General features: G+C 73.0%; 26 protein-coding genes and 1 tRNA gene. 14 read left to right on the plus strand and 13 right to left on the minus strand.

What is annotated here, in order from left to right; all coding sequences use genetic code 11:
• Window positions 1-36: 36 nt before the first annotated feature.
• On the minus strand, window positions 37-2787 hold the full coding sequence (gene aceE, locus ACFXGA_RS30300) for a pyruvate dehydrogenase (acetyl-transferring), homodimeric type (RefSeq protein ID WP_378093750.1): 2751 nt from the start codon (window positions 2785-2787) through the stop codon (window positions 37-39).
• Between the two features lie 296 nt (window positions 2788-3083).
• Between aceE and ACFXGA_RS30305 the strand changes: the two genes are divergently transcribed.
• The 6 genes from ACFXGA_RS30305 (at window position 3084) to ACFXGA_RS30330 (ending at window position 7214) form a co-directional block, all read left to right on the plus strand.
• Window positions 3084-3515, plus strand: coding sequence for a DUF3052 domain-containing protein (locus ACFXGA_RS30305; protein ID WP_378093752.1), 432 nt, complete (start codon window positions 3084-3086; stop codon window positions 3513-3515).
• Between the two features lie 111 nt (window positions 3516-3626).
• Window positions 3627-4085 carry a peroxiredoxin gene (locus ACFXGA_RS30310; RefSeq protein ID WP_378093754.1) on the plus strand — a complete coding sequence of 153 codons (459 nt, stop codon included), beginning with the start codon at window positions 3627-3629 and terminating at the stop codon, window positions 4083-4085.
• Window positions 4086-4121: 36 nt separating this feature from the next.
• A tRNA-Val gene (locus ACFXGA_RS30315) sits at window positions 4122-4193 on the plus strand.
• Between the two features lie 488 nt (window positions 4194-4681).
• Window positions 4682-5767 carry a hypothetical protein gene (locus tag ACFXGA_RS30320; protein WP_378093756.1) on the plus strand — a complete coding sequence of 362 codons (1086 nt, stop codon included), beginning with the start codon at window positions 4682-4684 and terminating at the stop codon, window positions 5765-5767.
• Window positions 5768-5783: 16 nt separating this feature from the next.
• Window positions 5784-6362 carry a hypothetical protein gene (locus tag ACFXGA_RS30325; RefSeq protein ID WP_378093758.1) on the plus strand — a complete coding sequence of 193 codons (579 nt, stop codon included), beginning with the start codon at window positions 5784-5786 and terminating at the stop codon, window positions 6360-6362.
• A 12-nt stretch (window positions 6363-6374) separates the two neighbouring features.
• Complete coding sequence (locus ACFXGA_RS30330; protein ID WP_378093760.1) at window positions 6375-7214, plus strand: hypothetical protein; 840 nt, start codon at window positions 6375-6377, stop codon at window positions 7212-7214.
• On the opposite strand, the gene ACFXGA_RS30335 is transcribed toward ACFXGA_RS30330, so the two are convergent.
• On the minus strand, window positions 7179-7787 hold the full coding sequence (locus tag ACFXGA_RS30335) for a nucleoside monophosphate kinase (protein ID WP_378093762.1): 609 nt from the start codon (window positions 7785-7787) through the stop codon (window positions 7179-7181). The two genes, ACFXGA_RS30330 and ACFXGA_RS30335, sit on opposite strands and share 36 nt — an antisense overlap.
• A gap of 266 nt (window positions 7788-8053) precedes the next feature.
• Here ACFXGA_RS30335 and ACFXGA_RS30340 point away from each other — a divergent pair, with 266 nt between their 5' ends.
• Entirely contained in the window at window positions 8054-8338 is a 285-nt protein-coding gene (locus ACFXGA_RS30340; RefSeq protein WP_378093764.1) for a hypothetical protein, read from the plus strand.
• A 24-nt stretch (window positions 8339-8362) separates the two neighbouring features.
• Window positions 8363-9394 carry a saccharopine dehydrogenase family protein gene (locus ACFXGA_RS30345; protein WP_378093766.1) on the plus strand — a complete coding sequence of 344 codons (1032 nt, stop codon included), beginning with the start codon at window positions 8363-8365 and terminating at the stop codon, window positions 9392-9394.
• Here the strand turns inward: ACFXGA_RS30345 and lipA are convergent.
• Genes lipA through ACFXGA_RS30360 form a run of 3 tightly spaced genes read right to left on the minus strand, consistent with a single transcriptional unit; the run spans window position 9369 to window position 11812 of the window.
• On the minus strand, window positions 9369-10373 hold the full coding sequence (lipA, locus tag ACFXGA_RS30350; protein WP_378093768.1) for a lipoyl synthase: 1005 nt from the start codon (window positions 10371-10373) through the stop codon (window positions 9369-9371). The genes ACFXGA_RS30345 and lipA overlap by 26 nt on opposite strands.
• Before the next feature lie 15 nt (window positions 10374-10388).
• Window positions 10389-11330: an oxidoreductase gene (locus ACFXGA_RS30355; RefSeq protein ID WP_378093770.1), complete on the minus strand. Its 942-nt coding sequence runs from the start codon at window positions 11328-11330 to the stop codon at window positions 10389-10391.
• Window positions 11331-11350: 20 nt separating this feature from the next.
• The gene (locus ACFXGA_RS30360) at window positions 11351-11812 is read right to left on the minus strand and encodes a hypothetical protein (protein ID WP_378093772.1); all 462 of its coding nucleotides are present in this window, start codon (window positions 11810-11812) and stop codon (window positions 11351-11353) included.
• A 131-nt stretch (window positions 11813-11943) separates the two neighbouring features.
• Here ACFXGA_RS30360 and ACFXGA_RS30365 point away from each other — a divergent pair, with 131 nt between their 5' ends.
• Complete coding sequence (locus ACFXGA_RS30365; protein ID WP_378093800.1) at window positions 11944-12594, plus strand: TetR/AcrR family transcriptional regulator; 651 nt, start codon at window positions 11944-11946, stop codon at window positions 12592-12594.
• 48 nt (window positions 12595-12642) lie between these two features.
• Window positions 12643-13575 (plus strand): LLM class F420-dependent oxidoreductase, encoded by a 933-nt coding sequence (locus ACFXGA_RS30370; RefSeq protein ID WP_378093774.1) that lies wholly within the window; start codon window positions 12643-12645, stop codon window positions 13573-13575.
• Window positions 13576-13619: 44 nt separating this feature from the next.
• Here the strand turns inward: ACFXGA_RS30370 and ACFXGA_RS30375 are convergent, their stop codons facing one another.
• The 6 genes from ACFXGA_RS30375 to lpdA form a co-directional block, all read right to left on the minus strand.
• Window positions 13620-14642: a serine hydrolase gene (locus ACFXGA_RS30375; RefSeq protein WP_378093776.1), complete on the minus strand. Its 1023-nt coding sequence runs from the start codon at window positions 14640-14642 to the stop codon at window positions 13620-13622.
• Window positions 14643-14717: 75 nt separating this feature from the next.
• Window positions 14718-15458 carry a lipoyl(octanoyl) transferase LipB gene (gene lipB / locus ACFXGA_RS30380; RefSeq protein WP_378093778.1) on the minus strand — a complete coding sequence of 247 codons (741 nt, stop codon included), beginning with the start codon at window positions 15456-15458 and terminating at the stop codon, window positions 14718-14720.
• A complete protein-coding gene (locus tag ACFXGA_RS30385) occupies window positions 15445-16041 on the minus strand; it encodes a phosphatase PAP2 family protein (RefSeq protein WP_378093780.1) in 597 nt (198 codons plus the stop codon). Before ACFXGA_RS30385 ends, lipB begins: the two co-directional genes overlap by 14 nt.
• A complete protein-coding gene (locus ACFXGA_RS30390; protein WP_378093782.1) occupies window positions 16038-16922 on the minus strand; it encodes a TIGR01777 family oxidoreductase in 885 nt (294 codons plus the stop codon). Before ACFXGA_RS30390 ends, ACFXGA_RS30385 begins: the two co-directional genes overlap by 4 nt.
• A gap of 112 nt (window positions 16923-17034) precedes the next feature.
• On the minus strand, window positions 17035-18819 hold the full coding sequence (gene sucB, locus ACFXGA_RS30395; protein WP_378093784.1) for a 2-oxoglutarate dehydrogenase, E2 component, dihydrolipoamide succinyltransferase: 1785 nt from the start codon (window positions 18817-18819) through the stop codon (window positions 17035-17037).
• 54 nt (window positions 18820-18873) lie between these two features.
• Entirely contained in the window at window positions 18874-20244 is a 1371-nt protein-coding gene (gene lpdA, locus ACFXGA_RS30400) for a dihydrolipoyl dehydrogenase (protein WP_378093786.1), read from the minus strand.
• A 175-nt stretch (window positions 20245-20419) separates the two neighbouring features.
• On the opposite strand from lpdA, the gene ACFXGA_RS30405 reads away from it, so the two are divergent.
• Window positions 20420-20737: an oxidoreductase gene (locus ACFXGA_RS30405; RefSeq protein WP_378093788.1), complete on the plus strand. Its 318-nt coding sequence runs from the start codon at window positions 20420-20422 to the stop codon at window positions 20735-20737.
• A gap of 68 nt (window positions 20738-20805) precedes the next feature.
• On the opposite strand, the gene ACFXGA_RS30410 is transcribed toward ACFXGA_RS30405, so the two are convergent.
• Window positions 20806-21384, minus strand: a complete 579-nt coding sequence (locus ACFXGA_RS30410; protein WP_378093790.1) for a TetR/AcrR family transcriptional regulator — start codon at window positions 21382-21384, stop codon at window positions 20806-20808.
• Window positions 21385-21433: 49 nt separating this feature from the next.
• Here ACFXGA_RS30410 and ACFXGA_RS30415 point away from each other — a divergent pair, with 49 nt between their 5' ends.
• Window positions 21434-22042 (plus strand): NAD(P)-dependent oxidoreductase, encoded by a 609-nt coding sequence (locus ACFXGA_RS30415; RefSeq protein ID WP_378093792.1) that lies wholly within the window; start codon window positions 21434-21436, stop codon window positions 22040-22042.
• A gap of 142 nt (window positions 22043-22184) precedes the next feature.
• On the opposite strand, the gene ACFXGA_RS30420 is transcribed toward ACFXGA_RS30415, so the two are convergent.
• Window positions 22185-23681: a leucyl aminopeptidase gene (locus tag ACFXGA_RS30420; protein WP_378093794.1), complete on the minus strand. Its 1497-nt coding sequence runs from the start codon at window positions 23679-23681 to the stop codon at window positions 22185-22187.
• A 194-nt stretch (window positions 23682-23875) separates the two neighbouring features.
• Here ACFXGA_RS30420 and ACFXGA_RS30425 point away from each other — a divergent pair, with 194 nt between their 5' ends.
• Window positions 23876-25084: an APC family permease gene (locus ACFXGA_RS30425; RefSeq protein WP_378093796.1), complete on the plus strand. Its 1209-nt coding sequence runs from the start codon at window positions 23876-23878 to the stop codon at window positions 25082-25084.
• A 75-nt stretch (window positions 25085-25159) separates the two neighbouring features.
• Window positions 25160-26260, plus strand: coding sequence for a branched-chain amino acid aminotransferase (locus tag ACFXGA_RS30430; RefSeq protein WP_378093798.1), 1101 nt, complete (start codon window positions 25160-25162; stop codon window positions 26258-26260).
• The last annotated feature ends 242 nt before the right edge of the window (window positions 26261-26502 follow it).

Genomic DNA, 26502 nt, shown 5'->3' on the forward strand with positions numbered 1-26502 from the left:
ATAAAACCAACTTTTGACCGCCCCGGGGTCCGCCGATCAGGCCAGGCCGGCGTCCGTGGTGGACGGACCGGCCGCGCCGACGTCGTCGATCTTGTACTGCCGGGCCGCCTGCACGACCAGCGACTGCTGGACCTCGCCGCGCTTGGCCAGCGCCGCCAGCGTGGCGACCACGATCGACTCGGCGTCGACCAGGAAGTGCCGCCGCGCCGCCGGCCGGGTGTCGGAGAACCCGAACCCGTCCGTGCCCAGCGTGGTCATGTCCGTCGGCACGTACGGCCGGATCAGGTCCGGCACGGCGCTCATCCAGTCGGACACCGCCACCACCGGGCCCGCCGCGTCGGCCAACGCCTGCGTCACGTACGGCACGCGCGGCTCCTGGTCGGGGTGCAGCAGGTTGTGCCGGTCGACCTCGACCGCCTCGCGCCGCAGCTCCGAGTACGACGTCGCGGACCACAGGTCGGCCTGCACGCCCCACTCCTCGGCCAGCATCTGCTGGGCCTTGACCGCCCACGGCATCGCCACGCCGGACGCGAGCAGCTGCGCCCGCGGCCCGCTCTGCGCCGGCGCCGACCGGTACCGGTACAGGCCCTTGAGCAGGCCCTCGACGTCCAGGTCCGCGGGCTCGGCCGGCTGCTGGTACGGCTCGTTGTAGACGGTGATGTAGTAGAAGATGTTCTCGGCGTTCTCGCCGTACATCCGCCGCAGGCCGTCCCGGACGATGTGCGCCACCTCGAACGACCACGCCGGGTCGTACGCCACCACCGCGGGGTTGGTGTGCGCGAGCAGCAGCGAGTGCCCGTCCGCGTGCTGGAGGCCCTCGCCGGTCAGCGTGGTCCGGCCGGCCGTCGCGCCCAGCACGAAACCGCGCGCCATCTGGTCCGCCGCCGCCCACAGGCCGTCGCCGGTGCGCTGGAACCCGAACATCGAGTAGAAGATGTAGATCGGGATCATCGGCTCGCCGTGCGTGGCGTAGGACGTGCCCGCCGCGGTGAACGACGCGGTCGAGCCGGCCTCGTTGATGCCCTCGTGCAGGATCTGGCCCTGCTCGCTCTCCTTGTAGGCGAGCATCAGCTGGGCGTCCACGGACGTGTACATCTGCCCGTTGGGGTTGTAGATCTTCTGCGCCGGGAACATCGAGTCCATGCCGAACGTGCGCGCCTCGTCCGGGATGATCGGCACGATCCGGCCGCCGATCTCCGGGTCCTTGGCCAGGTCGCGGACCAGCCGGACGAACGCCATCGTGGTGGCGACCTCCTGCTTGCCCGAGCCCTTGCGCACCACGTCGTAGACCTTGTCGCCGGGCAGCACCAGCGCCTTGGACTTGGTCCGCCGCTCCGGCACGAACCCGCCGAGCTGGCGGCGCCGCTCCAGCAGGTACTGGATCTCCGGGGCGTCCTTGCCGGGGTGGTAGTACGGCGGCAGGTACGGGTCGAGGTCCTTGTCCGCGATCGGGATGCGCAGGCTGTCCCGGAAGAGCTTCAGGTCCTCGTGGGTCATCTTCTTCATCTGGTGCGTGGCGTTGCGCGCCGCGAAGTGCGGGCCCAGGCCGTAGCCCTTGATGGTCTTGGCGAGGATGACCGTCGGCTGGCCGTGGTGCTCCACCGCCGCCTTGTACGCCGCGTAGACCTTGCGGTAGTCGTGGCCGCCGCGCTTGAGGTTCCACACCTCGTCGTCGGACATCGGCGCGACCAGCTCCTTCGTCCGCGGGTCGCGGCCGAAGAAGTGCTCCTTCACGTACGCGCCGTCATTGGCCTTGTACGTCTGGTAGTCGCCGTCCGGCGTGGTGTTCATCAGGTTGACCAGCGCGCCGTCGCGGTCGGCGTGCAGCAGCGCGTCCCACTCGCGGCCCCAGATGACCTTGATGACGTTCCAGCCCGCGCCGCGGAAAAACGCCTCCAACTCCTGGATGATCTTGCCGTTGCCGCGCACCGGGCCGTCGAGGCGCTGCAGGTTGCAGTTGACCACGAAGGTGAGGTTGTCCAGCTGCTCGTTCGCCGCCACCTGGAGCAGGCCGCGCGACTCCGGCTCGTCCATCTCGCCGTCGCCGAGGAACGCCCACACGTGCTGGTCGGACGTGTCCTTGATGCCGCGGTCGTGCAGGTAGCGGTTGAACCGCGCCTGGTAGATCGCGTTCATCGGGCCGAGGCCCATGGAGACGGTCGGGAACTCCCAGAAGTCCGGCATCAGCCGCGGGTGCGGGTACGACGGCAGGCCGCCGCCCGGGCCGGCGTGCGAGAACTCCTGGCGGAAGCCGTCGAGCTGCTCGGCGGTCAACCGGCCCTCGAGGAACGCGCGGGCGTACACGCCGGGGGAGGCGTGGCCCTGGATGAAGACCTGGTCACCGCCGCCGGGGTGGTCCTTGCCCCGGAAGAAGTGGTTGAAGCCCACCTCGTAGAGGCTGGCCGACGACGCGTAGGTCGAGATGTGTCCGCCCACGCCGACGCCGGGCCGCTGCGCGCGGTGCACGGTCATCGCCGCGTTCCACCGGATCCAGGCCCGGTAGCGGCGCTCCACCTCCTCGTCGCCGGGGAACCACGGCTCGCGCTCGGTGGGGATGGTGTTGACGTAGTCCGTGCTGGTCAGCGAAGGGACACTGACGTGGCTCTCCCTGGCCCGCTCGAGCAGCCGCAGCATCAGGTAGCGGGCGCGCTGCTGCCCGCCGCCCTTGAGCGCGGCGTCGAACGACTCCAGCCACTCCGCGGTCTCCTCCGGGTCGATGTCGGGGAGGTGGGCGGCCAGACCGTCACGGATGACGCGTACCCGCTCGGGGGTGTTCTGCGGGGCCAAGGGATCTCCTCGTTCCGGGGTCTTCTCGACTCCCATCGTCGCCCGCCGGTCACGCTCCCGTCACCTCTACCGGTGAGTAATTCTGGATCGTGTCCCTCGCGCGCGCGAATAGGAGGTGTGTCGAGCTTGCCTCATGCCGTTCGGCGGCCGCACCGGGGGGTACCCGATGCGGCGTGTCTTGGCCGTTACGGTTGCGCGTGGCGGGGCTGACAGTGTTCGCTAGCCGCGACTGGTAGTGACATCGCGCGGCAGTCGTACCCGGCTGCCGCTCTTGTGTACTTGGAGGAGTGGAAGCCGTGGTCGCCGCGGAAGACGCCGGCAAGATCGGTGTCGCCGACAGGCTCGGGATCGACCCGGGCAGCGTGGTCCAGGAGATCGGCTGGGACGAGGACGTCGACGACGACCTCCGTGCCGCGATCGAGGAGCGGGTGGGCGGTGATCTGCTCGATGAGGACTCCGACGAAGTCGTGGACGTGGTCCTGCTCTGGTGGCGCGAGGAGGACGGCGACCTCGCCGACGCCCTGATCAACGCCACGACGGCGTTGGCCGACGACGGCGTGATCTGGGTGTTGACGCCCAAGACCGGCCGGGCCGGTCACGTCGAGCCGAGCGACATCGCCGAGGCCGTGTCCACCGCGGGGCTCGCCCAGACCTCCAACATCACGGTGAGCGCCGACTGGTCCGCGACCAGGCTCGTCTCCCCGAAGTCGGTCAAGACGAAGCGCTGACCACGACGGGTCGCCGACCGCCCATGCCCTAGGCTCGACGGCGGGCTCCCCGATCGGGTGGAGCCCGTTCTTCGGGTTGTCCGCGGTCAGCGGCGTACTGTGGAGGGTTGCATGGTCGAGGTCGGCGCTCAGGCCCCGGACTTCACGCTCAACGACTACAACAAGCAGCCCGTGACGCTCTCCTCCTTCCGCGGCGAGCGCAACGTGCTGCTGGTGTTCTACCCGTTCGCGTTCAGCGGCATCTGCACCGGCGAGCTGTGCCAGGTGCGCGACGAGCTGGCCGTGTACGAGGACGAGAACGTGCAGGTCATCGGTGTGTCCGTGGACACGCCGTTCAGCCTGAAGGCGTGGGCCGCCCAAGAGGGCTACCAGTTCCCGCTGCTGTCCGACTTCTGGCCGCACGGCGAGGTCGCCCGGACCTACGGCGTGTTCAACGAGCAGGCGGGCCTGGCCAACCGCGGCACGTTCCTGATCGACACCGCCGGCGTGGTCCGCTACGCCGAGGTGAACGCACCCGGCGAACCGCGCGACCAGGAAGCGTGGAAGAAGGCCGTGGCCGCCCTGGCCTGATACCTTCCCGGCGCCGGCCGTCCGCCGGCGCTTCGGGGGCGCGTAGCTCAGCGGAAGAGCACTCGGTTTACACCCGAGCGGTCGCAGGTTCGAATCCTGCCGCGCCCACTGCGCCGGTCCGGCGGTGCAACCCCGGACCCCGCCGGGGCGGACTCCGCCCCCGGACCCCGTCGGGGCGGTCGCCCCTGGCCCCCACGTCGTCGGGCTCCGCTCCGGCGCTTCGCCCTGCGAACGCCGCCGGGGTGGCCTCCTCTGGTCCCGTCGTCCGCCGCCGGGCACGTGCCGATCAATCGGCGTCGAGCCGGCCGTCGCACGGCGAAAAATGGGATCGGTCGCCTCTCCCCGGACTGGGTGCTCGTTTTCCCGCGCGCATTGCGGCAGGCCTTCCGGGTCGGAATAGCGGCCCCGTCCCGTGGAATTCGTGCACTCTTTGGGGTGTTGGTGTGGCCAGTGCCACATAAATGCGGAAGTTCCCGCCGTCCGCGTTGCTAGCCTCGTCATTCGCGCTGGTCAGGGGGTGGGACGTGGGCTGGCGGTTCGCTCGTGGATTTGTGCCGGGGTGAGCGGTGGTCGCCTCGGTGGCATCGGTGTCCGGGATGCGGACCCAGGTCGTGGCAAGTGCCCGCGACGCCTTCGTCGCGGGGCGGGACATCCACTTGAGCGGCGTTCCGCCGGCCGGTCCCCTTTACGACCGGACCCGACCGGTCTTCGTGCAGTACCTCAACCCGGAGATCCTGCACTGCTACGGCTTCCCCCTTCGGCGCGGGCAACCGCAGTTGACCACCGAGCAGGCGTTGCACGCGACGCGCCTCGCCGTGCTGGCGACCGACGCGAACCTGGTCATGCCCGCCTCCTACCTGTTCGAGGTGCCGGGCATCCCGAGCCTCCTGGAGCGGCTGCGCGACCTGGTCGCGCTGCGCCAGGTCGCCTACTGCGCACCGACCCCGGACGTGATGCGGTACGGCGAGCGGAAGGCCGCCGAGTACCGCGCGGACCCGGAGAACCCGTACGTGACCCCGCTGTCCCCCGCCCTGGCCCGGGACCTGGTCTGGAGTCCTCGCGGGGCCGGCTCGACCGCCGACCACATCGCCTGCCGGTGGGACGCGGCCCTGGGCCGCGACGGGGAGCTGGGTCGACTGGCGTCGAGCCTGGCCAGGCACTGGCCACCGGGGCACCGGGAGCCGGAGGGCGAGCTGCGGGCCGTGCCCGAGAGGCTGGGGGAGCAGGCGTTCGTCACCCGGTTCGTCGCCCGGGCGATCCCGACCCGCCCGCACCCGGAGGAACTGGCGCGCATCGGCTGGTTCGTCTCCCACGCCTACCTGTCGAGCTACCTGCACGACCTCGACGCCACCATCCTGCGCGACTTCCCCTTCGGCGGGCTGTCCTGCGGCGTGGAGCAGGACCCGGGCGTGTCCGCCGTGTCCGCGCGAGCCCTGGACCTCGCGCTCCACTGGCTCGGGTTGGCCGACTTCGTCCACGTCACCGCCTCGTGGGCCGAGTTGGTCCACCTGCGGTCCACCCCGGAGTTCGGCTCGATCGCCGTGGCGAGCCAGTCCCCGGATCGGATGGAAGGTCTGCGCCGGGCGGTGGTGCGCTCACGCGCTTCCCGGCCGGCCGAGGTGAAATCCCTGGCTCAGGCGGAGTCCGCCGTCCGAACCGCGGCGGACTCGCTGCACGCATGACCGGAACGGGAGATCGATGATCATTTCGGTGTACTGCTCGGGCTCCATCGCGAAGGGCGAGGGCGATGAGCGGAAGCTGTGCTGGACCGACCTGGAGCGCGAGCAGGTCCGGGAGGGCGCCCACCCGCTGGAGGTGGTGTTCCTGAACCCGGACGACCCGATCACCGATCCGACCAACGTGCTCGGGCAGTTCGGCCGGGACATGTACCAGGTGCTCACGGCGTCCGCGGTGGTCGTGGACGCGCGCGAGCGACGTGGCCTGGGCATCGGGGTGGAGATGGCCGCCGCCGCCTCGCTGCGGACGCCGGTGATCGTGGTGGCGCCGCGCAACTCGAAGTACCGCCGGGACCACCTGGAGTACCGGGGCGCCCGCGTCAGCGACTACGTGCACCCGCACGTCGCGTCGCTGGCCCTGGAGGTGGTGGACGACTTCACCGGGGCCGGTGAGGCGCTGGGCAGGCTCCCCGGCGCGCCACGCGACCCGGTCGTGCCCCCGGCCTGGTTGCGGGCGTCGATAGACGAGTACCGGTCCAACGTGCTGGCGGGCGACCGGCCCATGCTGGACGCCCTGCACCGGCTCGGCGTCCACCGGTGACGGCGCACCGCGATGCGCCCTGACGTGGGGGAGAGCCGGGTCCGCGCGGTCGGGCCCGGCCTCCACATCGTGGAGAACCGGCCGTTGGAGCGGGTCCTGTTCGAACGCGGGCTGATCGGCCTGCCCTACCGGAGGGCCTGCTTCGCCGCCAGCCGGCTGTTCGTGGCCCACTTGGCCGACGAACTCGCCGACGCGGCGGAGCTGGTGATCCTGAGCAAGGGACTGGCCTACCAACTCGCCGCCGCGGCCGAGTCCGTCGAGATCAACCTGCCGACGAACCTCGTCGCCACCTCGCGGGTGGACGTCGCGGCGGACGACGCCAAGATCGACGTCTCCTACGCCCGGTTCGACGCGGGCAGGCCCTGCCTCGTCGTCGGTGACACCGTCGCGTCCGGCGCCACGGTGGTCGCGGCCCTCGAGGCGTACCGGCAGGTGCACCGCCTCGAACGGCTCTTCCTGCTGTCCTACGCGGGCAGCGCGGTCGGCGCCCGGCGCATCGCCGGGTTCTGCGCCCGGATCGGGGTCGAGTGCACGATCCTGTACGGCCTGGCCGTGTTCGGCCTGGGCGCGAACGGGTTCGACCTGTCGTTCAACCACCCCGACACCGTCACCGCGGACGTTTACCGGGAACGGGCCCGGCGGCTCTACGGCGACCGGCAGGTGTCGGGGGTCGGCTGGGACTTCGGGGCGCAGTTCATGGCGCCGGACAAGTACCGCGAGCTGTCGTGGCTGGAAGCACGCGCGCACGGCTTGTTGGACAGCCCGGAGTTCTCGTTCGCCCGCGAACCGGTCGACCTCGCCTCGCTCGCGCGCGAGTCAGCGGCGTTCGGCGACGTGGTGGACCTGCCCTGAGAGCGCCGCCAAGGCGGCGCGGACCACGCGCTCGACGCGGGCGGTCGCGTCCACTTCGACGTAGGGCCACCGTTCGGCGAAGGCCCGGGCGACGTCCGCGGCCCTCCGGGCGTGGGTCGACAACCGCGTCCGGGCCTCGTGCGCGGTGTCCTGGGCGCGCTCGTTGCGGCGGCGGATCCGGTCGATCGACACCGCCGCCGGCACGTGCAGCCCCAACCCGAGCACGTCCGCGCCCGGCAGTCCGGCGGCGTCGAGCACGGCGGGGATGGCCAGGCACTGCTCCACCGTCCGGGGGAACCCGTCGAAGACGAGGCCGGTGTGGCGACCGCGCCCGACCTCGCGCCGCACGATCCGGCAGTACAGCGCCACCGGCATCGTCTCGTCGCGGGACAGCCGGTCGGCGACGTCGCGCCCGATCTCGGTGTCCTCCTCGGCGGTGCGCCGCAGCACGTCGCCGCTCAGGAACTCCGCGCACCGTAGGCGCTCGGCCAGGTGCCGGACCACCGTGCTCTTGCCCGCTCCGGGAGCGCCGACGACGAACACGACCAGGGGCGCGGGGTCGGCTGATCGCACGGTGCCATCGAACCACCGGCGGGCGGTGAAGTCCGTCGCCTGATCAGGTGGCTGTGATCAAGGTGCGCCCGGCCGGTCCCACGCCCGCACGGTGGGTTCGACCGCGATCCGGCGGACTTCCGGGCGGGCGTCGCGTGGCGCGGCCGGGTGCCGGTCCTGACGCCGTGCGCCGCACTGGGCCGGATGGTCCATTAGGGGCCGCTAACCCGGTCTCCCCCTGTGACATCCCCCTATGCCCGAGCCGAACCGGGACGTAGCGTCCTCCCATGTCGCCCAGGGTCGTCGCCGCCGTCGTCGGTGTCGCGTTCCTCCTGGCCGGGCTGCTCATCCTGCTCCTGCCGCTCACCACCGACTCCGCCGAAGGCGTCACGATCGCCTGCGGCAACGGTGTGGGCATGGGGTTCGACGCCGTGGCGGTCGAGGCGGAAGGCGCGGCGTTCGTGCGGATCTGCGAGCGGCTGCGGGGGCAGCGGTTGTGGTGGGGGATACCGGTCGGCGCGGTCGGGGCGGGGTTGTTGGTCGGGAGTGCGGTGCGCCGGTCGCCCCGGTAGCTACCTGTCGGTAGGTTCTAGCGCATGAGGTGGATGGTCTACGGCGCGTACGGCTTCACCGGCACGTTGGTCGCGGAACTGGCGGTGCGGCGGGGGCTTTCGCCCGTGCTCGCCGGGCGGGACGCGGCGAAGCTCCGCCCGCTGGCCGACCGGCTGGGGTTGGAGCACCGGGTCTTCGGGCTCCCGGACGCGGCACGGGCGCTCGCGGACGTGGACGTGGTGGCGCACTGCGCCGGGCCGTTCTCGGCCACCTCCGGGCCGATGGTGGACGCCTGCCTCCGGAGCGGCACGCACTACCTCGACATCACCGGGGAGATCGACGTCTTCGAGGCCGTGGCGCGCCGGCACGAGGACGCCGAGCGGGCCGGTGTGGTGCTGCTGCCCGGCGCGGGGTTCGACGTGGTGCCCACCGACTGCCTCGCGGCGATGCTGCACCGCGCCCTGCCGACGGCCACGCACCTCGACCTCGCGTTCGTCGTCCAGGGCGGTGCGAGCGCGGGCACGGCGCGGACGGCCGTCGAGGGGTCCGGGGGCGGCGGGCGGGTGCGGGTGGGCGGTGAGATCCGCGGCGTCCGGCTCGGCCACCGGCGGCGCACGGCGCACTTCCGCGACCGGCCGCGGGAGGTCGGGGCGATCCCGTGGGGCGACGTGAGCACCGCCTACCGGTCCACCGGCATCCCGAACGTCACCACGTTCACCACGATCCCCGGCGCGCTCGGCCGGCTCCAGCCGCTCACCGCGCCGCTGCTGCGGGCCGCGCCCGTGCGCCGGCTGGCCGACGCCCTCGCCCGGCGCGTCGGCGGCCCGGACGACGCCACCAGGGCCAGGACGCGTTGCGAGGTGTTCGGCGAGGCGTGGGACGGCGAGGGCAACCGGGTCCGCGCCGCGCTCACCGGGCCGAACGCCTACGACCTCACGGCCGACTCCGTGGTCAAGGCGGCGCAACGCCTCGCCGACACGACGCCGGGCGCGCACACGCCGTCCAGCGCCTTCGGAGCGGATTACGTCCGGGCGCTGGACGGCGTGGTGGTCAGCGAGCCGACAGCAGTGAGGTGACCTCCTGGGCCGCGCTGCCCGCCTCCAGCAGGTGGCGCAGCTCGTCCGGCAGCACGTCGCCGCGCTTCTGCACGGCCTGCGCGTACAGCCGCCCGGCCCGGTACGACGAGCGGACCAGGGGACCGGCCATGACGCCGGAGAACCCGATGCGCTCGGCGGTCTCCTTGTGCGTCACGAACTCCTCCGGCTTCACCCACCGCTCGACGGGGTGGTGCCGGGGCGAGGGCCGCAGGTACTGCGTGATGGTGATGATCTCGCAGCCCGCGTCGTGCAGGTCCTGCAGCGCCTCGGCGACCTCGTCCGGCGTCTCGCCCATGCCCAGGATCAGGTTGGACTTCGTCACCAGGCCGGCCTCGCGGGCCGCGGTCAGGACCTCCAGCGACCGCTCGTAGCGGAACCCGGGACGGATCCGCTTGAAGATCCGCGGCACGGTCTCCAGGTTGTGCGCGAGCACCTCGGGCCGGGACGCGAACACCTCGGCCAGCTGCTCGGGCACCGCGTTGAAGTCGGGGATCAGCAGCTCGACGCCGGTGCCGGGGTTCATCGCGTGGATCTGGCGGACGGTCTCGGCGTACAGCCACGCGCCGCCGTCGGGCAGGTCGTCACGCGCCACCCCGGTCACGGTCGAGTACCGCAGACCCATGGCCTGCACCGACTCCGCCACGCGCCGCGGTTCGTCGCGGTCGAGGTCGGCGGGCTTGCCGGTGTCGATCTGGCAGAAGTCGCAGCGTCGGGTGCACTGCTCGCCACCGATCAGGAAGGTGGCCTCCCGGTCTTCCCAGCACTCGTAGATGTTGGGACAACCGGCCTCTTCACACACCGTGTGGAGGCCCTCGCGTTTGACCAGGCCCTTGAGCTCCCGGTACTCGGGGCCCATCTTCGCCTTGGTCTTGATCCACGAGGGCTTCTTCTCGATGGGCGTTTGGCTGTTGCGGACTTCCAGCCGCAGCAGCTTCCGACCTTCAGGTACGACGGTCACGACCTCAACCCTACGTCACGAGGGGTCCGGCGCGACGCCCGTCAGCTCGGCCGTCAAGTCCCACAACCGGTTGGCCGCGAGCTGGTCGCGGGAGGCCGGGGTGGAGCGCGCCGGGGCGGGGTGGCCGCGGGTCTCGCGGAACCCGTCCGGCCCGTAGTAGCCGCCCGGTTCGACGTCCGGCGAGGTGGCCGCGTAGAGCTGCGGCAACGCCCCGAGCGCGACCGGTTGCGAGAACAGGTCGCTGATCTTCGTGCCCAGGCCGAGCAGCGGGTTCCCCCTGGCCCGCGCCATGTTGGCGCTCAGCTCGGTGGCGGTCGCGTCGGGGTGGGCGGCGACCGACGTCACGTCCACGCCCGCGGCCCGCGCCCGCCGGTCCAGCTCCCGGGCGAACAGCAGGTTCGCCAGCTTGGACTGCCCGTACGCGGCCCACGCCGAGTACCGGCGCGCCTCGTAGTTCGGGTCGGCCAGGTCCACCCGGCCGATCCGGTGGAGCAGGCTCGACACGGTCACCACGCGCGCTCCCGGCCGGGTCCGCAGGGCGGGCATCAGCAGCCACGTCAGCGCCGCGTGGCCGAGGTGGTTGGTGCCGAACTGGGTCTCGAAGCCGTCGGCGGTGCGGCCCTTCGGCACCGCCATCACGCCCGCGTTGTTCACCAGCACGTCCAGCGCGTCACCGGTGCGCTCGCGCACCCGCGCGGCGGCCGCGCGGACCGACGCCAGGTCGGCCAGGTCCAGCGGCACGACCTCGGCCCGGCCGCCGGTGGCGAGCACCTGCTCCAAGGCCCGCCGGCCGCGTTCGGCGGATCGGCACGCGAGCAGCACGTGCGCGCCCTTCTCCGCCAGCACCTGCGCGGTCCGCAGGCCCAGGCCCGAGTTGGCCCCCGTGACCAGCGCGGTGCGCCCGCCCTGGTCGGGGATGTCGGCGGTGTCCCACTTGCGGGTGTTCCACTTCGGCATGCCCCACACCTAACCGGCGCTCAGGCGCTCTTGGCGAGCCCGCGGCGCCGGTCGGGCACGACGGCGGCCGGGCCGGAGCGCAGCAGGTTCGCGAACGCCGCGCCCACGCGGGTGATCTCCGCGGCCGGCTCGGACAGCTCCGCGAGGCCCGCGGTCAGCGCCAGCATCCGCTGCTCGCGCCCGATCGCCCCGGCGTCGGTCAGGTGCGCGTCGAGCACCGCGCGCAGCACCGGCTGCTCGGCGGCCAGGGCGCGCCAGGTGCGGGCCACGGTCTCGACGCGGTCGTCGTCGCTGTCGGCCAGGGCCGTGCCCAGGCGGCCGGTGAGCTGCTGCATCCAGCGGTAGTGCAGGGCCAGGAGCAGCTCGTCCCCGGTGGCGAACAGGTCGCGGTCGAACGTCAGGGGCGCGGCGGGGTCCGCCGCCGCGGCGTGGAGCACGGCGTCCAGAGCGTCGCGCCGCCGGTAGAAGTCGGTCCAACCCATGATCACGCCCTCCTTTCGTCGTGACCGGCGTCATACCCCAGGTCTGTCGCATACCGTCGGTATGGCCGATGAGACGAACATACCACGGGTACGTACCGTCGGTATGTCGTACGGTTGTGAACGTGGTGACAGTGCGGTCGAGGCGGTTGGACTACTCGGAGTCGACGAGGCGCGCCCTGGTGGACAGCGCCGTGGAGCTGTTCACCAAACGGGGGTACGCGGGCACGTCCCTGGACGAGGTGGCCAAGCGGGCCCGGCTCACCAAAGGCGCGCTGTACCACCACTTCAGCGGCAAGCAGGCGTTGTTCGAGGCCGCCTTCGACTCGGTCGAGACGAAGTTCATCGAGAAGCTCGGCGAGATCGTCAGCGCGCCCGGCGACCCGTGGGACACCGCCATCGCGGGCCTGCGCGCGTACGTCCGCGTCTGCCTGGAGCCCGCCTACCAGCGGATCGTGATCCACGAGGCCCCGGTGGTGATGGGCTGGGAGCGCTGGCGCGAGGCCGAGGAGCACTTCAGCTACGGCCTGCTGCGCTCCACGATCGAGGTGCTGGTCACCTCCGGCGAGCTGGAGCAGCTGCCGGTGGAGACGATGAGCAGGCTGCTGTTCGGCGCGCTGTCCGCCGGCGCGAGCACCATCGCGGGCTCGTCGGACCCGCGCAAGGCCAGCGCCGAGGTGGAGCGCACCATCGTGCGCGTCGTGGAAGGGCTCCGCGTGCGCGCCGACGCCCCCGCCGAGGAGCCCGCCGCCGACGACAGGCGATCCAGGTCACGGCGGCGGTGACGACGCTCGGATCGCGACGTCCCCACCCACCCGACTAGCGTCACCCGGGTGGAACTCCGCATCTTCACCGAGCCCCAGCAAGGGGCCTCCTACGACGACCTGCTGGCGGTGGCGCGCACCGCCGAGGCCGCGGGCTACGGCGCGTTCTTCCGCTCCGACCACTACCTCAAGATGGGCGGCGTGGACGGCCTGCCGGGCCCGACCGACGCCTGGATCACGCTCGCGGGCCTGGCCCGCGACACCGAGACCATCCGGCTCGGCACGCTGATGACCGCCGCCACGTTCCGCCACCCCGGCCCGCTGGCCATCTCCGTGGCGCAGGTGGACCAGATGTCCGGCGGACGGGTCGAGTTCGGCCTCGGCGCGGGCTGGTACGAGGCCGAGCACACCGCGTACGGGCTGCCGTTCCCGTCCACGGTCGAGCGCTTCGAGCGGTACGAGGAGCAGTTGGAGATCATCACCGGCCTGTGGAACACGCCGGTCGGCGAGACCTTCGACTTCACCGGCACGCACTACCGGCTGGCCGACTCGCCCGCGCTGCCCAAGCCCGCGCACAGGATCCCCGTGCTGGTCGGCGGCACCGGCCGCAAGCGCACGCCGGCGCTCGCCGCGCGGTTCGCGGACGAGTTCAACCTGCCGTTCCAGCCGGTGGACAGCGCCGTCGAGGTGCTCGCCCGGGTCGACGCGGCGTGCGCCGAGATCGGCCGCGACCCGGCCGAGATCACCCGGTCGGCGGCCCTCGTGGTGTGCGTCGGCCGCGACGACGCCGAGGTCGCCCGCCGGGCCGACGCCATCGGCCGCGAGGTGGACGAGCTGCGCCGCAACGGCCTGGCCGGCACGCCCGACGAGGTGGTCGACCGGCTCGGCTCGTGGCGCGAGAAGACCGGCATCGACCGCGTCTACCTCCAGGTGCTCGACCTCGCCGACCTCGACCACGTGGAGCTGGTCGCGGCCGCCGTCGCGCCGCAACTCCGGGGCTGACCGGCCCGTCGCGGGGGTGGGCGGCCCGAGCGCCTGCCCACCCCCTACGACAGGCTCGCCCGGAACTCCCGCAGCACGACGGGCTCCAGCAGGGCCCGGCGGACCAGCTCCGCCAGCTCGCCGGCCCGGCCGGCCCACGGCTCGTCCACCTCCTCGACCAGCACGGCCGCGCTGCCCACCGAGCCGTCGTCCCACCGCACGCCGAAGCCGACCGCGACCACGCCCGGCAGCGACCCGCCCGCGAACCCGACGCCCGCCACGCCCGGCGGCAGCGGGTGGCCGAGGTCGGCGTCGGCGCGTTCCAGGTGCGCGCGGGCGAGCGGCACGGCGGTCAACGCCCGGTGCGCCCGGTTCAGCCCCGCCGCCGTGCCCGTCCACGTGCCGCCGGCCCACGGACGCCGCCCCTCGGGGCTGCGCGGCACGTCGGGCAGCCGCCCGATCACCTCCAACTGCAACCGCGGGTCGTCGAGGTACCGTCGCACGTCCACCCGGCGGCCGAGCACCAGGCGCAGCACCTCGCCCAGGACCTCCGGCACGGGCAGCGTCGGCCACCGCGCCGCGGTCTCCCGGAGCGCCTGTTCGCCCAACCGGTGCCGCAGGAAGTCCGCCGCCGCGTGGTCGCCGTGCCGGACCGCGGCCGCGACCAGGTCGTCCAGCGTGACGGCGTGGTGCGGGTCGTCGGCGACGACGCCGTTGGTGGAGCGGATGCCCAACGCGCGTAACGACGCCTGGTGCGCGCCACCGCCCACGTCGAGGTGGTACCGCTCCCACTCGCCGACGCCGACCCGCTCCTCCGGCCGCGCCGCGCCCGCCTCGACGGCCCGCGCGTACGCGCCCAGGTGCACCACCGCCACCGCCGACGCCAACGGCTGCCGCTCGTCCGGCCGGTGCGCGACCCGCCCGCCGCGGCCGTCGTCCAGCACGGCCGCCACCTGCCGCCGGTGGGCGCGCAACCAGCCGAACCAGTCGTCCGGCCCGGCCGTCGCCGCGGCGGTCGCGGTGGGCGCCAGCGTGGCGGCCCCCGCCACGCCACAGGTGCGGAGCAGGTCTCGTCGGGTCAGGAGCACGACGACTCTCCCCTCTGGTCATCCGTGATTACGGAACCTAGAGAGGTCGGATGGGCTTGTCAGGAGCCGGACGGATCAGCCGCGCACGGCGAACGTCACCCCGGCCGCGACCGGCCCCGACCGGTCCAGCGTCCGCTCGGTCACCGGCAGGTCGCCGTTCAACGCGTCCACGACCGCCTCCCGGACCAGCGGCAGCACCTCGGCCACGGTCACGGCCCGGCCCAGCTCGTGCGACAACGACGCCACCCCGGCGTCCCGGATGCCGCACGGGATGATGTCGCCGAACGCGGACAGGTCGGCGTCGCAGTTGATCTCGAACCCGTGCATGGTGACGCCCCGCTGCACCCTGATCCCGATCGCCGCGACCTTGCGCTCGCCGCCCCGCTCGTCGGCCGGGATCCACACCCCGCTGCGGCCCTCGACGCGCCCCGTGCGCACGCCCAGCCGATCGCACACGTGGATCAGCGCCTGCTCCAGCCGGCGGACGTACTGCACGACGTCCAACGGCTCGGCCAGCCCCACGATCGGGTAGCCGACGAGCTGGCCCGGCCCGTGCCAGGTGATCTTGCCGCCCCGGTCCACGTCGATGACCGGCACGTCGCCGCCCCTCGGCCGCTCCTCCGGCGAGGTGCGCCGGCCGCAGGTGTAGACGGGCGGGTGCTCCAGCAGCAGCATCGTGTCGCCGATCGCGCCGTCCGCGCGGGCCTCGGCGAGCTCCCGTTGCAGGTCCCACGCGGCCAGGTAGTCGATGGTGCCCAGCTCGCGCACCTCGATCGGGTCCGTCGAGGTGCGGCAGGAAAGGTCAGGACTGCTCACGTCTCGACCCTACGCCCACGGGCAGCAACCCCAGGGCACGGGCGACGACGAGGCCGACGCCCACCACGGCGAGCACCGCGCCGAGCGTGTCGGTGAACCAGTGCATCTCCAGCACGACCCGGCTGGCCGCCGTGGCGAGCACCGCCGCGCACGCCAACGCCACCGCGAGCCGCAGGCGCCGGCGCGCCATCCACGCGCACAGCACCACGCCGGTGAACGCGACCGCCGTGACCGCCGTGACGTGCCCGCTCGGGTAGGACCACTTCGGGAAGTCGATCGGCCGGACCCGCTGGTAGGCGTGCCGGGCGAACACCGTGGCCCAGCAGACCGCGAGCAGCGCCGCGCACCGCGCCACCACCGCGTCCCGGGCCAGGAACGCCCGCAACCCCAGCGACACCAACGCGATCGTGGCCAGCCCGGGGCTGAGCACGAAGCTCACCACCGCGGCCGAGTGCACGAACCCCGGCCCGAGGTCCACCGCCGCCTGGTGCAGCTCGCGGTCCAGCGCCGGCGGCCGGTGCCGGACGGTCAGGCCCAGCACCGCCGAGGCCAGCGCCAGCACGACGCCGACCAGCGCGATCACCGGCCGACGGCCGCCGCCACGGCGGCCTCCAGCGCGGGGTGGTGGAACCGGAAGCCGGCGCGTTCGAGCACCCGCGGCACCGCGCGCTGACCGGCGAGCAGACCTTCGTCCGCCATGTCGCCCAGCACCGCCCGCAACGCGAACGCGGGCGCGACCCACGGCGTCGGCCGGTGCAACGCGCGCCCGACCGTGCGGGTGAACTCGGCGTTGGTGACCGGGCTCGGCGCGGTCACGTTCACCGGGCCGGCCACGTCGTGCTCGACCACGAACCGGATGGCCGAGACCGCGTCGTCCAGCGAGATCCACGGCAGGTACTGGCGGCCGTCGCCCAGCCGCCCGCCGAGGAACGCCGAGAACAGCGGTCTGATCTTGCCGAACAGGCCGCCGGACGGGCTGATCACGAGGCCCGTGCGCAGCCGCGCCACCCGGGCGTGCCCCTCGGCGGACGCGGTCGCGGCCTCCCACCGGCGGCACAGCTCCGCCAGGAACCCGGCCCCGGACGGGCTCGTCTCGTCCACGACCTCGTCGCCGGTGTCGCCGTAGTAGCCGACGGCGCTCGAGTTGACCAGCACCGGGACGCCGTGCTCGGCCACGGCCGCGGCCAGCACCTCGGCCGGGACCGTGCGGCTGTCCAGCAGCACCTGCTTGCGCGCGTCGCTCCACCGCTTGTCCCCGACGCCCGCGCCGCACAGGTTCACCACCGCGTCCACGCCGTCGAACGTGCCGGCGTCGATCCGGCCGGCGGGCGGGTCCCAGCTCCGCTCGTCCGGCGCCGCGGCCGGCCGCCGGACGCGCCGCAGCACCTCGTGCCCGGCGCCGCGCAGCGCCACCACCAGACTGGTGCCGATCAAGCCCGACGATCCCGCGATGACAACCCGCATGGGTTGATCGTCTCGCAGCGGGGGCGCCGTTGCACAGCGGCGAACGTGTCACCCGCACCACGCGCGAAGGCCGCCCCCGGCGCACCGGGAGCGGCCTTCGCGGCTCGTGCCGTCAGAGACCCAGGTCGGCCTCGAACGCGCCCTCCTCCAGGCGGTTCTTCACCGTGGTGAGGAACCGGCCCGCGTCCGCGCCGTCGACCAGCCGGTGGTCGTAGGTCAGCGCCAGGTAGGCCATGGACCGGATGGCGATGGTGTCGTCGCCGTTCTCGTCCGTGATCACCACCGGCCGCTTCTTGACCACGCCCACGCCCAGGATGCCGACCTGCGGCTGCTGGATGATCGGCGTGTCGAACAGCGCGCCGTTGCTGCCCAGGTTGGTCAGCGAGAACGTGCCGCCGGTCAGCTCGTCCGGGGTCAGCTTGTTGGCCCGCGCCCGCGCCGCCAGGTCGCCGATCTTGTGCGACAGGCCGGCCAGGTTCAGGTCGCCCGCGTTCGCGATGACCGCGTTCAGCAGGCCGCGCTCGGTGTCGATCGCGATGCCCAGGTGCTCGGCGCCGTGGTACACGACCTCCTTCTTCTCCTCGTCGATCGAGGCGTTGAGCACCGGGTGCTGCTTGAGCGCCTCGACCGCCGCCTTGGCGAAGAACGGCAGGAACGTGAGCTTCGTGCCCTCGCGCTGCTCGAACGCCGCCTTGGCCTTGGCGCGCAGCCGGGCGATCTTGGTGACGTCCACCTCGAACACCTGGGTGAGCTGCGCCGAGACCTGGAGCGACTCGCGCGTGCGCTGGGCGACGATCTGGCGCAGCCGGGGCAGCTTCTGCACCGTGCCGCGCTTGCCGCTGGTGTCCGCCGGCGCGGTGGCGACCCGCTGGGCGGGCGCGGACGCGGGCGCGGCGGCGGCCGGCTTGGCCTCCTCCTGCTTCGGGGCCTTCGCGGCCTCGACGGCGGCCAGCACGTCCTGCTTGCGGATCCGGCCGCCGACGCCGGTGCCCTTGAGCGTGGACAGGTCGATGCCGTTCTCCGACGCGAGCTTGCGCACCAGCGGCGTCACGTACGGCGCGCCGTTGGACGACTCCTCGGCGGGCTTGGCCTGCTCCTGCTTCGGGGCCTCCTGCTTCGGGGCCTCGGGCGCGGGCGCTTCCTGCTTCGGCGCCTCCTGGGCCGGGGCTTCCTGGGCCGGGGCCTCGGCGGGCTTCGGGGCCTCCTGGGCCGGGGCCGGCGCGGGCTTGGGGGCCTCCTGGGCGGCCGGCGCGGGCGAGCCCGAGCCGATCACCGCGAGCTTGCCGCCGACCTCGACGGTCTCGTCCTCGCCGGCGGTGATCTCCAGCAGCGTGCCCGCCACCGGCGACGGGATCTCGGTGTCGACCTTGTCGGTGGACACCTCCAGCAGCGGCTCGTCGACCTCGACCGAGTCGCCGACGGCCTTCAGCCACCGGGTGACGGTGCCCTCGGTGACGCTCTCGCCCAGCGCGGGCATGGTCACCGGGGTGCCGTCGGCCGAGCCGCCGCCGGACTGCGCGGGAGCCTGGGCCGGGGCCGCCTCGGCCTGCGGGGCCGGTTCCGGCTCGGGCGCGGACCGGGGCTCCGGCTGCGCCTCCTCGGCGGGCGCGGTGGCCGCGCCCGTGGTCGAGTCGGACTCGTCGGAGGACCCGGAGCCCGAGCCGTCGCCGATGACGGCGAGTTCCGCGCCGACCTCGACGGTCTCGTCCTCCTGGGCGACGATCTTCTGGAGCACGCCCGCCGCGGGCGAGGGGATCTCGGTGTCGACCTTGTCGGTGGACACCTCCAGCAACGGCTCGTCGACCTCGACGCGGTCACCCTCCTGCTTCAACCAGCGGGTGACCGTGCCCTCGGTGACGCTCTCGCCGAGTGCGGGCATTTGGACGGAGAAGGCCATCGTTCGCTGACTCCTCGTGCGTAAGTCGGGGATCGGCTGACTGGGGTGCGACGGTCAGCCGTGCACGTGCAGCGGCTTGCCGGCCAAGGCGAGGAAGGCCTCGCCGAGGGCTTCTGTCTGGGTCGGGTGGGCGTGGATCAGCGGAGCCACGTCCTCGGGGTAAGCCTCCCAGCTGTAGATGAGCTGGGCCTCGCCGATCAGCTCGCCGACCCGCTCGCCCACCATCGTGACACCGACCACCGGGCCGTCGGGCGCCTTCACGAGCTTGACGCCGCCGGCGGTCTTCAGGATCTGGCTCTTGCCGTTGCCCGCGAGGTCGTAGACGAACGTCTCCGCGGAGCCGTACTTCTCCTTGGCCGCGGCCTCGGACAGGCCGACCGACGCGACCTCGGGCTTGCAGTAGGTCACGCGCGGGATGCCCGCCTCGTCGATGACCTTCGGGTTCAGCCCGGCGATGTCCTCGGCGACGAAGATGCCCTGCTGGAACCCGCGGTGCGCGAGCTGCAGGCCGGGCACGATGTCGCCGACCGCGTAGACGCCCGGCAGGTTGGTGCGCAGCCGCTCGTCGGTGACGACGAACCCGCGCTCCAGCGCGACGCCCGCCTCCTCGTAGCCGTGGCCCGCGGTGTTGGGGCCGCGGCCGACGGCGACCAGCAGCAGGTCGGCCTCCAGCACGTCGCCGGACTCCAGGGTCACGGACACGCCGGACTCGTCCTGGGTGGCGCCGGTGAACTTCACGCCGGTCTTGAACTTGATGCCGCGGCGGCGGAACGCGCGCTCCAGCTGCTTGGACGCGTACTCGTCCTCGGCCGGGACCAGGCGGGGCAGCGCCTCCACGATGGTGACGTCCGCGCCGAAGGAGGACCACACGCTGGCGAACTCGACCCCGATGACGCCGCCGCCCAGCACGACGACCTTCTCCGGGATGAAGTCCAGGTTGAGCGCCTGGTCGCTGGTGATCACCCGGCCGCCGATCTCCAGGCCGGGCAGGCTGCGCGCGTAGGAACCGGTCGCCAGCACCACGTTCTTGCCGGTGTAGCGCTGCCCGTCCACCTCGACCGCGTTCGGGCCGACGAACGTGCCCGCGCCCTCGACCAGGGTCACCTTGTTGGCCTTGACCAGGCCCTGCAAGCCCTTGTAGAGGCGGCTGACCACGCCGTCCTTGTACGAGTTGACGCCCGCGATGTCGATGCCCTCCAGCGAGGACTTCACGCCGAACTGGTCACCCTCGCGCGCGTTGTCCGCGACCTCCGCCGCGTGCAGCAGCGCCTTGGTGGGGATGCAGCCGCGGTGCAGGCACGTGCCCCCCAGCTTGTCCTTCTCGACCAGGATGACGGACAGGCCGAGCTCGGCCGCGCGGAACGCGCAGGCGTAGCCGCCCGAGCCGCCACCGAGGATCACAAGGTCGGCGGAGGTGTCGGTCACGGGTTCTCCCTGGAGAGCTTGATGCCTTACTCCGCGCGGGTGCGCGCGTGTGGTTGCCATCTTGTCACTACCGTGCGAACGCCGGCGACGCGGTGTCCTGTTCGGAGGATTTGGCCCCGCTTTCACACGCGCGCCGGCACCATGGTCGCCTGAGGTTCCGGCAGGAGGTGGCCCGGTGGGCCTGTTCGACCGTTTTCGCAGGAAGCAGCGGCCGGGTGTGCTGCGCACGGCCACGTCCACGGACACCGGCCACCTGGAGCAGTGGGCGGCCGCGCGCCGGGGCGTGGAGGCGTACGTCGAACCGAAGACGACCGTGACGGAGACCACGGTCGTGCTCGTGGCGCACGACGGCGAGTGGACCCGGCGGCGGATCGACGGCACGGAGGGCGCGAAGCGCCTGGCCAAGAAGCTGGGCATCCCGATCTACGACGCGGGCATCGTCGGCTACCCCAAGCGGATGCGCGAGTACTCGCGGCGCAAGAACCAGTCCTGAGCCCCGGCGCGCCCGGGCGGCGCGCCGTGCCGGCCTGGGCTGTCTCACTATGTGGTGGTCGGCGTCCGTCACGTGGGAAACGGGCGGTCGAGCCCGGCCCACAGCGTCGCCACCAGGGCGCGCGGCTCGGTGGGCCAGTCGGTGAAGAACCCGAGGAACGCGTGGTAGTGGCACGCGCCCAGCAGCAGTTCCGCCGCGGACCGCGGGTCCACCGCCGCCGGCAGCCTGCCCAGCGCGCGTTCGGCCTCCAGGTACCGCGCGAGCGTTTGCGGGACGGTCTGCGGCCCGGTGTCGCGCGCGTTCAGCGCCTCGCGGTGGGCGGCGAGCAACGCCGGTTCGGCGAAGAGCGACGCCGCGATCGGGAAGGTGTCGCGGTAGAAGGCCATCGCGGCGGCGGCGATGTCGGCCAACGTCTCGCGCACGTCGCCGACGCCGGGTTCCAGCGCGGCCAGCCGGGCCGGGAAGTCGCTCGGCGCGCGTTCCCGCAGCACGGCCAGGAACAGCTCGGTCTTGTCGGCGAAGTGCTTGTAGAGCGCCGCTTCCGAGAAGCCCGCCGCCTTGGCGATCTCCTTGGTGGTCGCGCGCGAGAGGCCCTTGGTGCGCAGGACGTGGGCCGCCGCGTCGAGCATGCGGTCGCGTGTGCTCATGGGGCTACCCTAGTGGTTAGTGAGTGCTCACCAACCGAAGGGCGGACGCATGAGGATCACGGTTCTCGGCGCGAGTGGCGGCACCGGGACGAGGGTGGTGGAGCTGGCGCGGGAGGCCGGGCACGAGGTCACCGCGATCGTGCGCGCGCCGAACGGCCGCGACACCGTGGCCGACGTGATGGACCCGGGTTCGCTCGGGCCGCACGTCGCCGGCGCGGACGCGGTGGTGTCGGCGATCGGGCCGCGGGCGGTGGGGCGGCCGACGTCCGTGCAGACCGACAGCACGCGGTCGGCGATCGCGGCGATGGGCGCGCACGGCGTGCGCCGGTTGGTCGTGGTCAGCAACAGCGGCATGGTGACCGAGGGTGACGACCCGGTCAGCCGCTACCTCGTGAAGCCCGTTCTGCGGCGGGTGTTCAGGCACCCGTGGGGTGACATGGCCCGGATGGAGGACGTCGTGCGGGCGAGCGGTCTGGAGTGGACGATCGTCCGCCCGCCGCGGCTGACCGACGGGCCGCGCACGGGCGCGTACCGCACGGCGGTCGGCGTGAACGTGCGCGGCGGCCGGACGGTGTCCCGGGCCGACCTGGCGGCGCTGGTGGTGCGCTGCCTGGCCGACCCGGGGACCGTGCGCCAGGTGATCAGCATCGCGAACTGATCGGCGTCGAGCGCCGACCGGGCCGCCGGCCGGACCGCGAGGTGATCGGACCGCCGCCCCGTCCGGGGGCGTTGCCCCGGTCCGGGTCGTGAGCCGACCGGCGTCGTGAACCGACCGGCGTCGAGGGGGCGGTCGGTGTCGGTCAGCCGTTGGCCGCGATGTCGGCCAGCACCGCGGCCATGGTGCGGACCGGGACGCCGGTGCCGCCCTTGGCGGTGTAGCCGTACGGGCCGCCCGAGTGGAACGCCGGACCCGCCACGTCGATGTGCGCCCAGGACACGCCCTCGGCCACGAACTCGCGCAGGAACACGCCCGCGGTGAGCATGCCGCCGAACCGGTGCCCCGCCACGTTCGCGATGTCGGCGACCCGCGAGTCGAGGTCGCCGCGCAGCTCCTCCGGCAGCGGCATGGCCCACGCCTGCTCGCCCACCGCGCGGCCGAGCGCGGCCACCCGGTCGCGGAACTCGTCGGTGCCCATGACGCCGGCGGTCCGCTTGCCCAGCGACACGACCTGCGCGCCGGTGAGCGTGGACGTCTCGATCAGGTAGTCGGGGTTGTCCTCGCAGGCGCGCACGATGGCGTCGGAGAGGATGAGCCGGCCCTCGGCGTCGGTGTTGAGCACCTCGACGGTCTTGCCGCCGTACATGGTCAGCACGTCGCCGGGCCGGTAGGCGGTGCCCGAGGGCATGTTCTCCGCCATCGGGGCCCACGCGGTGACCTCCAGCGGGAACTTCAGCTTCGCGGCGAGCACGACGGTGGCGATCACGGCCGCCGCGCCGCCCATGTCCGAGGTCATCTCGTCCATGCCGGCGGCGGGCTTGATGGAGATGCCGCCGGTGTCGAAGGTGATGCCCTTGCCGACGAGCGCGACCTTCTTGCCCGCCTTCGGGCCGCGGTAGGTGATGCGGACCAGGCGCGGCGGGCGGCTGGAACCGCCGCCGACGCCGAGGATGCCGCCGAAGCCCTGCTTGCGCAGCGCCTTCTCGTCCAGCACCTCGACCTCCAGCCCCTCGGCCTTGGCCAGGGCGGCGGCGCGATCGGCGAAGGACGCCGGGAACAGGTCGTTCGGCGGGGTGTTGACGAAGTCGCGGGTCGTGGTCACGGCCTCGGCGATCGCGGTCGACGCCTTGAGCGTGGCGCGGTGCGCCCGCACGGTGCCCTCGGCCGGCGCGACGAGGTCGACGCGCGCGACGGGGCCGTCGCCCTTGTTCGACTTGTAGGCGGTGAACGAGTACGCGCCCAGCACGGTGCCCTCGACGGCGGGGCCGAGGTGCAGGGCGGACAGCGTGGTCACGGCGCGCTTCCTGCCGCCCAGCGCGCGGGCGGCGGCGCCGGACGCGCGGCGCACCTGGTCCTCGGTGACCGTGCCGTCGGCGGCGGGCTTGCCGAGGCCGGCGGCGAGCACGACGCGGGCGGCGAGCTTGCCGAGCGTCGGCACGGTGACGACCTCGTCGGCCTTGCCGGTCGCGCCGACGGCGTCGAGCACCTCCAGCAGCGCGCCGTCGAACGCGGCGTTCACCGCCTCGGCGCCGGCGGCGAGGGCGAGGCCGTCCGGGCCTTGGATCGTGCCAACCACGACGGCGTCGGCGGCGGTGGTGCTCAGGTCACTGTCGGTGATGGCCAACTTCGGCGCGGTCACTGCGGCTCCTTGACGGGTCCTCCCGGCGCTTCCTGGGCGTGCGGCGGGATGAGGGTGGATCGTGACGAATGCTAAAGGTCTCGTTCACACCCATGTCGGCCGCACCTTCGATAGCAATGAGTAACAATTAACACGAATGGGGGTCAACCGGCCGGGCGTTCGCGGTCACCCGGTTGATCTGGGACTGTGTACCGGTGAAAATCACGCCCCGTGCGGGGGCCGTGGTGCTCGCTCTCGGCGCGACCCTGGGGGCCGGTGTGTTCACCGGATTCGGCCCCGCCGCGGCCGTCGCGGGCCCCTGGTTCCTCCCCGGTCTGCTCCTGGCCTCGGTCGCCGCGCTGTGCTGTGCGTTCTCCACCGCCGACCAGCACCGCGCCTACCCGGACGCCCAAGGCGGCTACGCCTACATCCGCAACCAGCTCGGCCCGTGGCCGGCGCGGATCGGCGGGAGCGCCCACCTGGTCGGCCGGGCCGGCATGGCGGCGGCGGTGGCCGGCGTGTTCGGTTCCTACGTGTTCCCGGAGCAGCGCGTGGCGGCGGCGGTGGCCCTGCTCGTGGTGACGGCCGGGCTCGGCGCGGCCGGCGTCAGGTGGGGCACGCGGCTCAGCGCGGCGGCGCTCGCCGTGGTGCTCGGGGTGCTGCTGCTGGTGGTGCTGGTGTGCTTCTCGGTCGCGCCGCCGGAGGGCAACCCGGTCGCGGCGGGGGAGTCGCCCGGGTTCGAGGGCCTGATGGCCGCGTCGTCGCTGCTGTTCGCCGTCTTCCTGGGGTTCGAGCGGGTGACCGCGCCCCACGACGGCGACCGGGTGTTCCCGTCCCGCGTGCTGCACTTCGCGGTGCCGGCGACGATCGGCGTGGTGCTGGTGGTGGCCGTCGCGGTCGGCGCGGCGCTGCTGCGTCAGCTCGGGCCGGCGCGGTTGGCGCTGTCGCCCGCGCCGCTGCGGGACGCGCTGGTGGCGGCCGACGGGCAGTGGCTGCTGCCGGTGCTCGCGGTCGGCGCGGCGGTGGCGGCGGTGTCGTCGCTGTGCTTCGTGCTCGCGTCGGCGCGGCGGACGCTGGTCGGCATGACCGAGACGGGTGACCTGCCGCCGATCCGGGCCGGCTGGCCGCTGGAGGTCGCGGGCGCGGGACTGGCCGTGCTGGGCGTGGTGGCGCTGCCGCCGTCGACCGCGTTGGCGGTGGGCGCGTGCGGCACGGCGTTCTACTACGGGTTCACGAACGCCTCGGCGCGCGTGCTGCTCCAGGACGACCGGACGTGGTCGATGCGGACGGCGTGCCTGGGCCTGGGGCTGTCGGTGTTGCTGGCGATGAGCGCGCCCTCGACGGCCCTCGTCGTGACCGGGGCGGGGGTCGCGCTGGGTACCGGGTTGCTCGCGCTGGGTCGAGTGCGGCACGCCGTCGGCTGATCCGTCCGGATGGTCGGATGTCCGAGCATCGGGACAGCGATTTTCCGACGTCCCAGTGGCGGCTATCGTGCTGCCATGACGACCGCGTTGCCTTTCACCCGGACCCCCAACCCGCAGCCGGCGACCCCGGAGCGCGTTGCGGAGGTACTCGCCAAGCCGGGCTTCGGGCAGCACTTCACCGACCACATGGTGACGATCCGCTGGAGCCAGGAGCGGGGATGGCACGACGCCGCCGTCGAGCCCTACCACCCGCTGGAGCTGGACCCGGCGGCCATGGTGCTGCACTACGGCCAAGCGATCTTCGAAGGGCTCAAGGCGTACCGCCAGCCCGACGGCTCGATCGCGTCCTTCCGCCCCTCGGCGAACGCCGAGCGCTTCCGCGCGTCGGCCCGCCGGCTCGCCATGCCCGAGCTGCCCGACGAGCTGTTCCTGGGGTCGATCCGGGAGCTGCTCGCGGTGGACGGGCGGTGGGTGCCGTCCATCCCGGAGGAGTCGCTGTACCTGCGGCCGTTCCTCTACGCGACCGAGAAGGGCCTCGGCGTGCGGCCGGCGAAGGAGTACCTGTACGTGCTCATCGCCTCGCCCGCGGGGTCGTACTTCGCCGGCGGGTTGAAGCCGGTGACGGTGTGGCTGTCCACGGAGTACGTGCGGGCGGCCCCGGGCGGCACGGGCGCGGCGAAGTTCGCGGGCAACTACGCGGCGTCGCTGGTGGCGCAGGCGCAGGCCGCCGAGCAGGGCTGCGACCAGGTCGTGTGGCTGGACGCGGTGGAGCGGCGGTGGGTCGAGGAGATGGGCGGGATGAACCTGTTCTTCGTCCTCGGGTCGGGTGAGGACGTGCGGGTGGTGACGCCGGAGCTGTCGGGCGCGCTGCTGCCGGGGATCACCCGGGACTCGCTGCTGCGGCTGGCGGCCGACTTCGGGTACGCGGTCGAGGAGCGGCGGTTCTCCACGGAGGAGTGGGAGAAGAAGGCCGAGTCCGGGGAGCTGACCGAGGTGTTCGCCTGCGGCACGGCGGCGGTGATCACGCCGGTGGGGTACGTGAAGCACGCGGAGGGCGAGTTCTCGGTGGCCGGCGGTCGGACCGGTGACGTGACCATGCGGCTGCGCAACCACCTGACCGGCATCCAGCAGGGCCAGGTCCCCGACCCGCACGGCTGGATGACCAAAATCGACTAACCCGGCGTGTCCTACCTCCAGAACGCGCGTGTCCTACGTTCAGAACGCGTGAGTCCTACGTTCAGAACGCGTGAGTCGTACGTTCAGAACGCGTGAGTCCTACGTTCAGGGTGCGAGAGTCCTACGTTCAAGGATGGTGAGTTCAGCGCTCGGGTCCGGCTCGATTTGACATGGGGCCCTTACGGGTACCCGGGGCAGGCCAAAGCCGGCAGGCCCGGCGGGGAAAAGCGTCCCGCCAGGCC

The organism is Actinosynnema sp. NPDC059335, assembly GCF_042752395.1.
Taxonomy (GTDB): domain Bacteria; phylum Actinomycetota; class Actinomycetes; order Mycobacteriales; family Pseudonocardiaceae; genus Actinosynnema.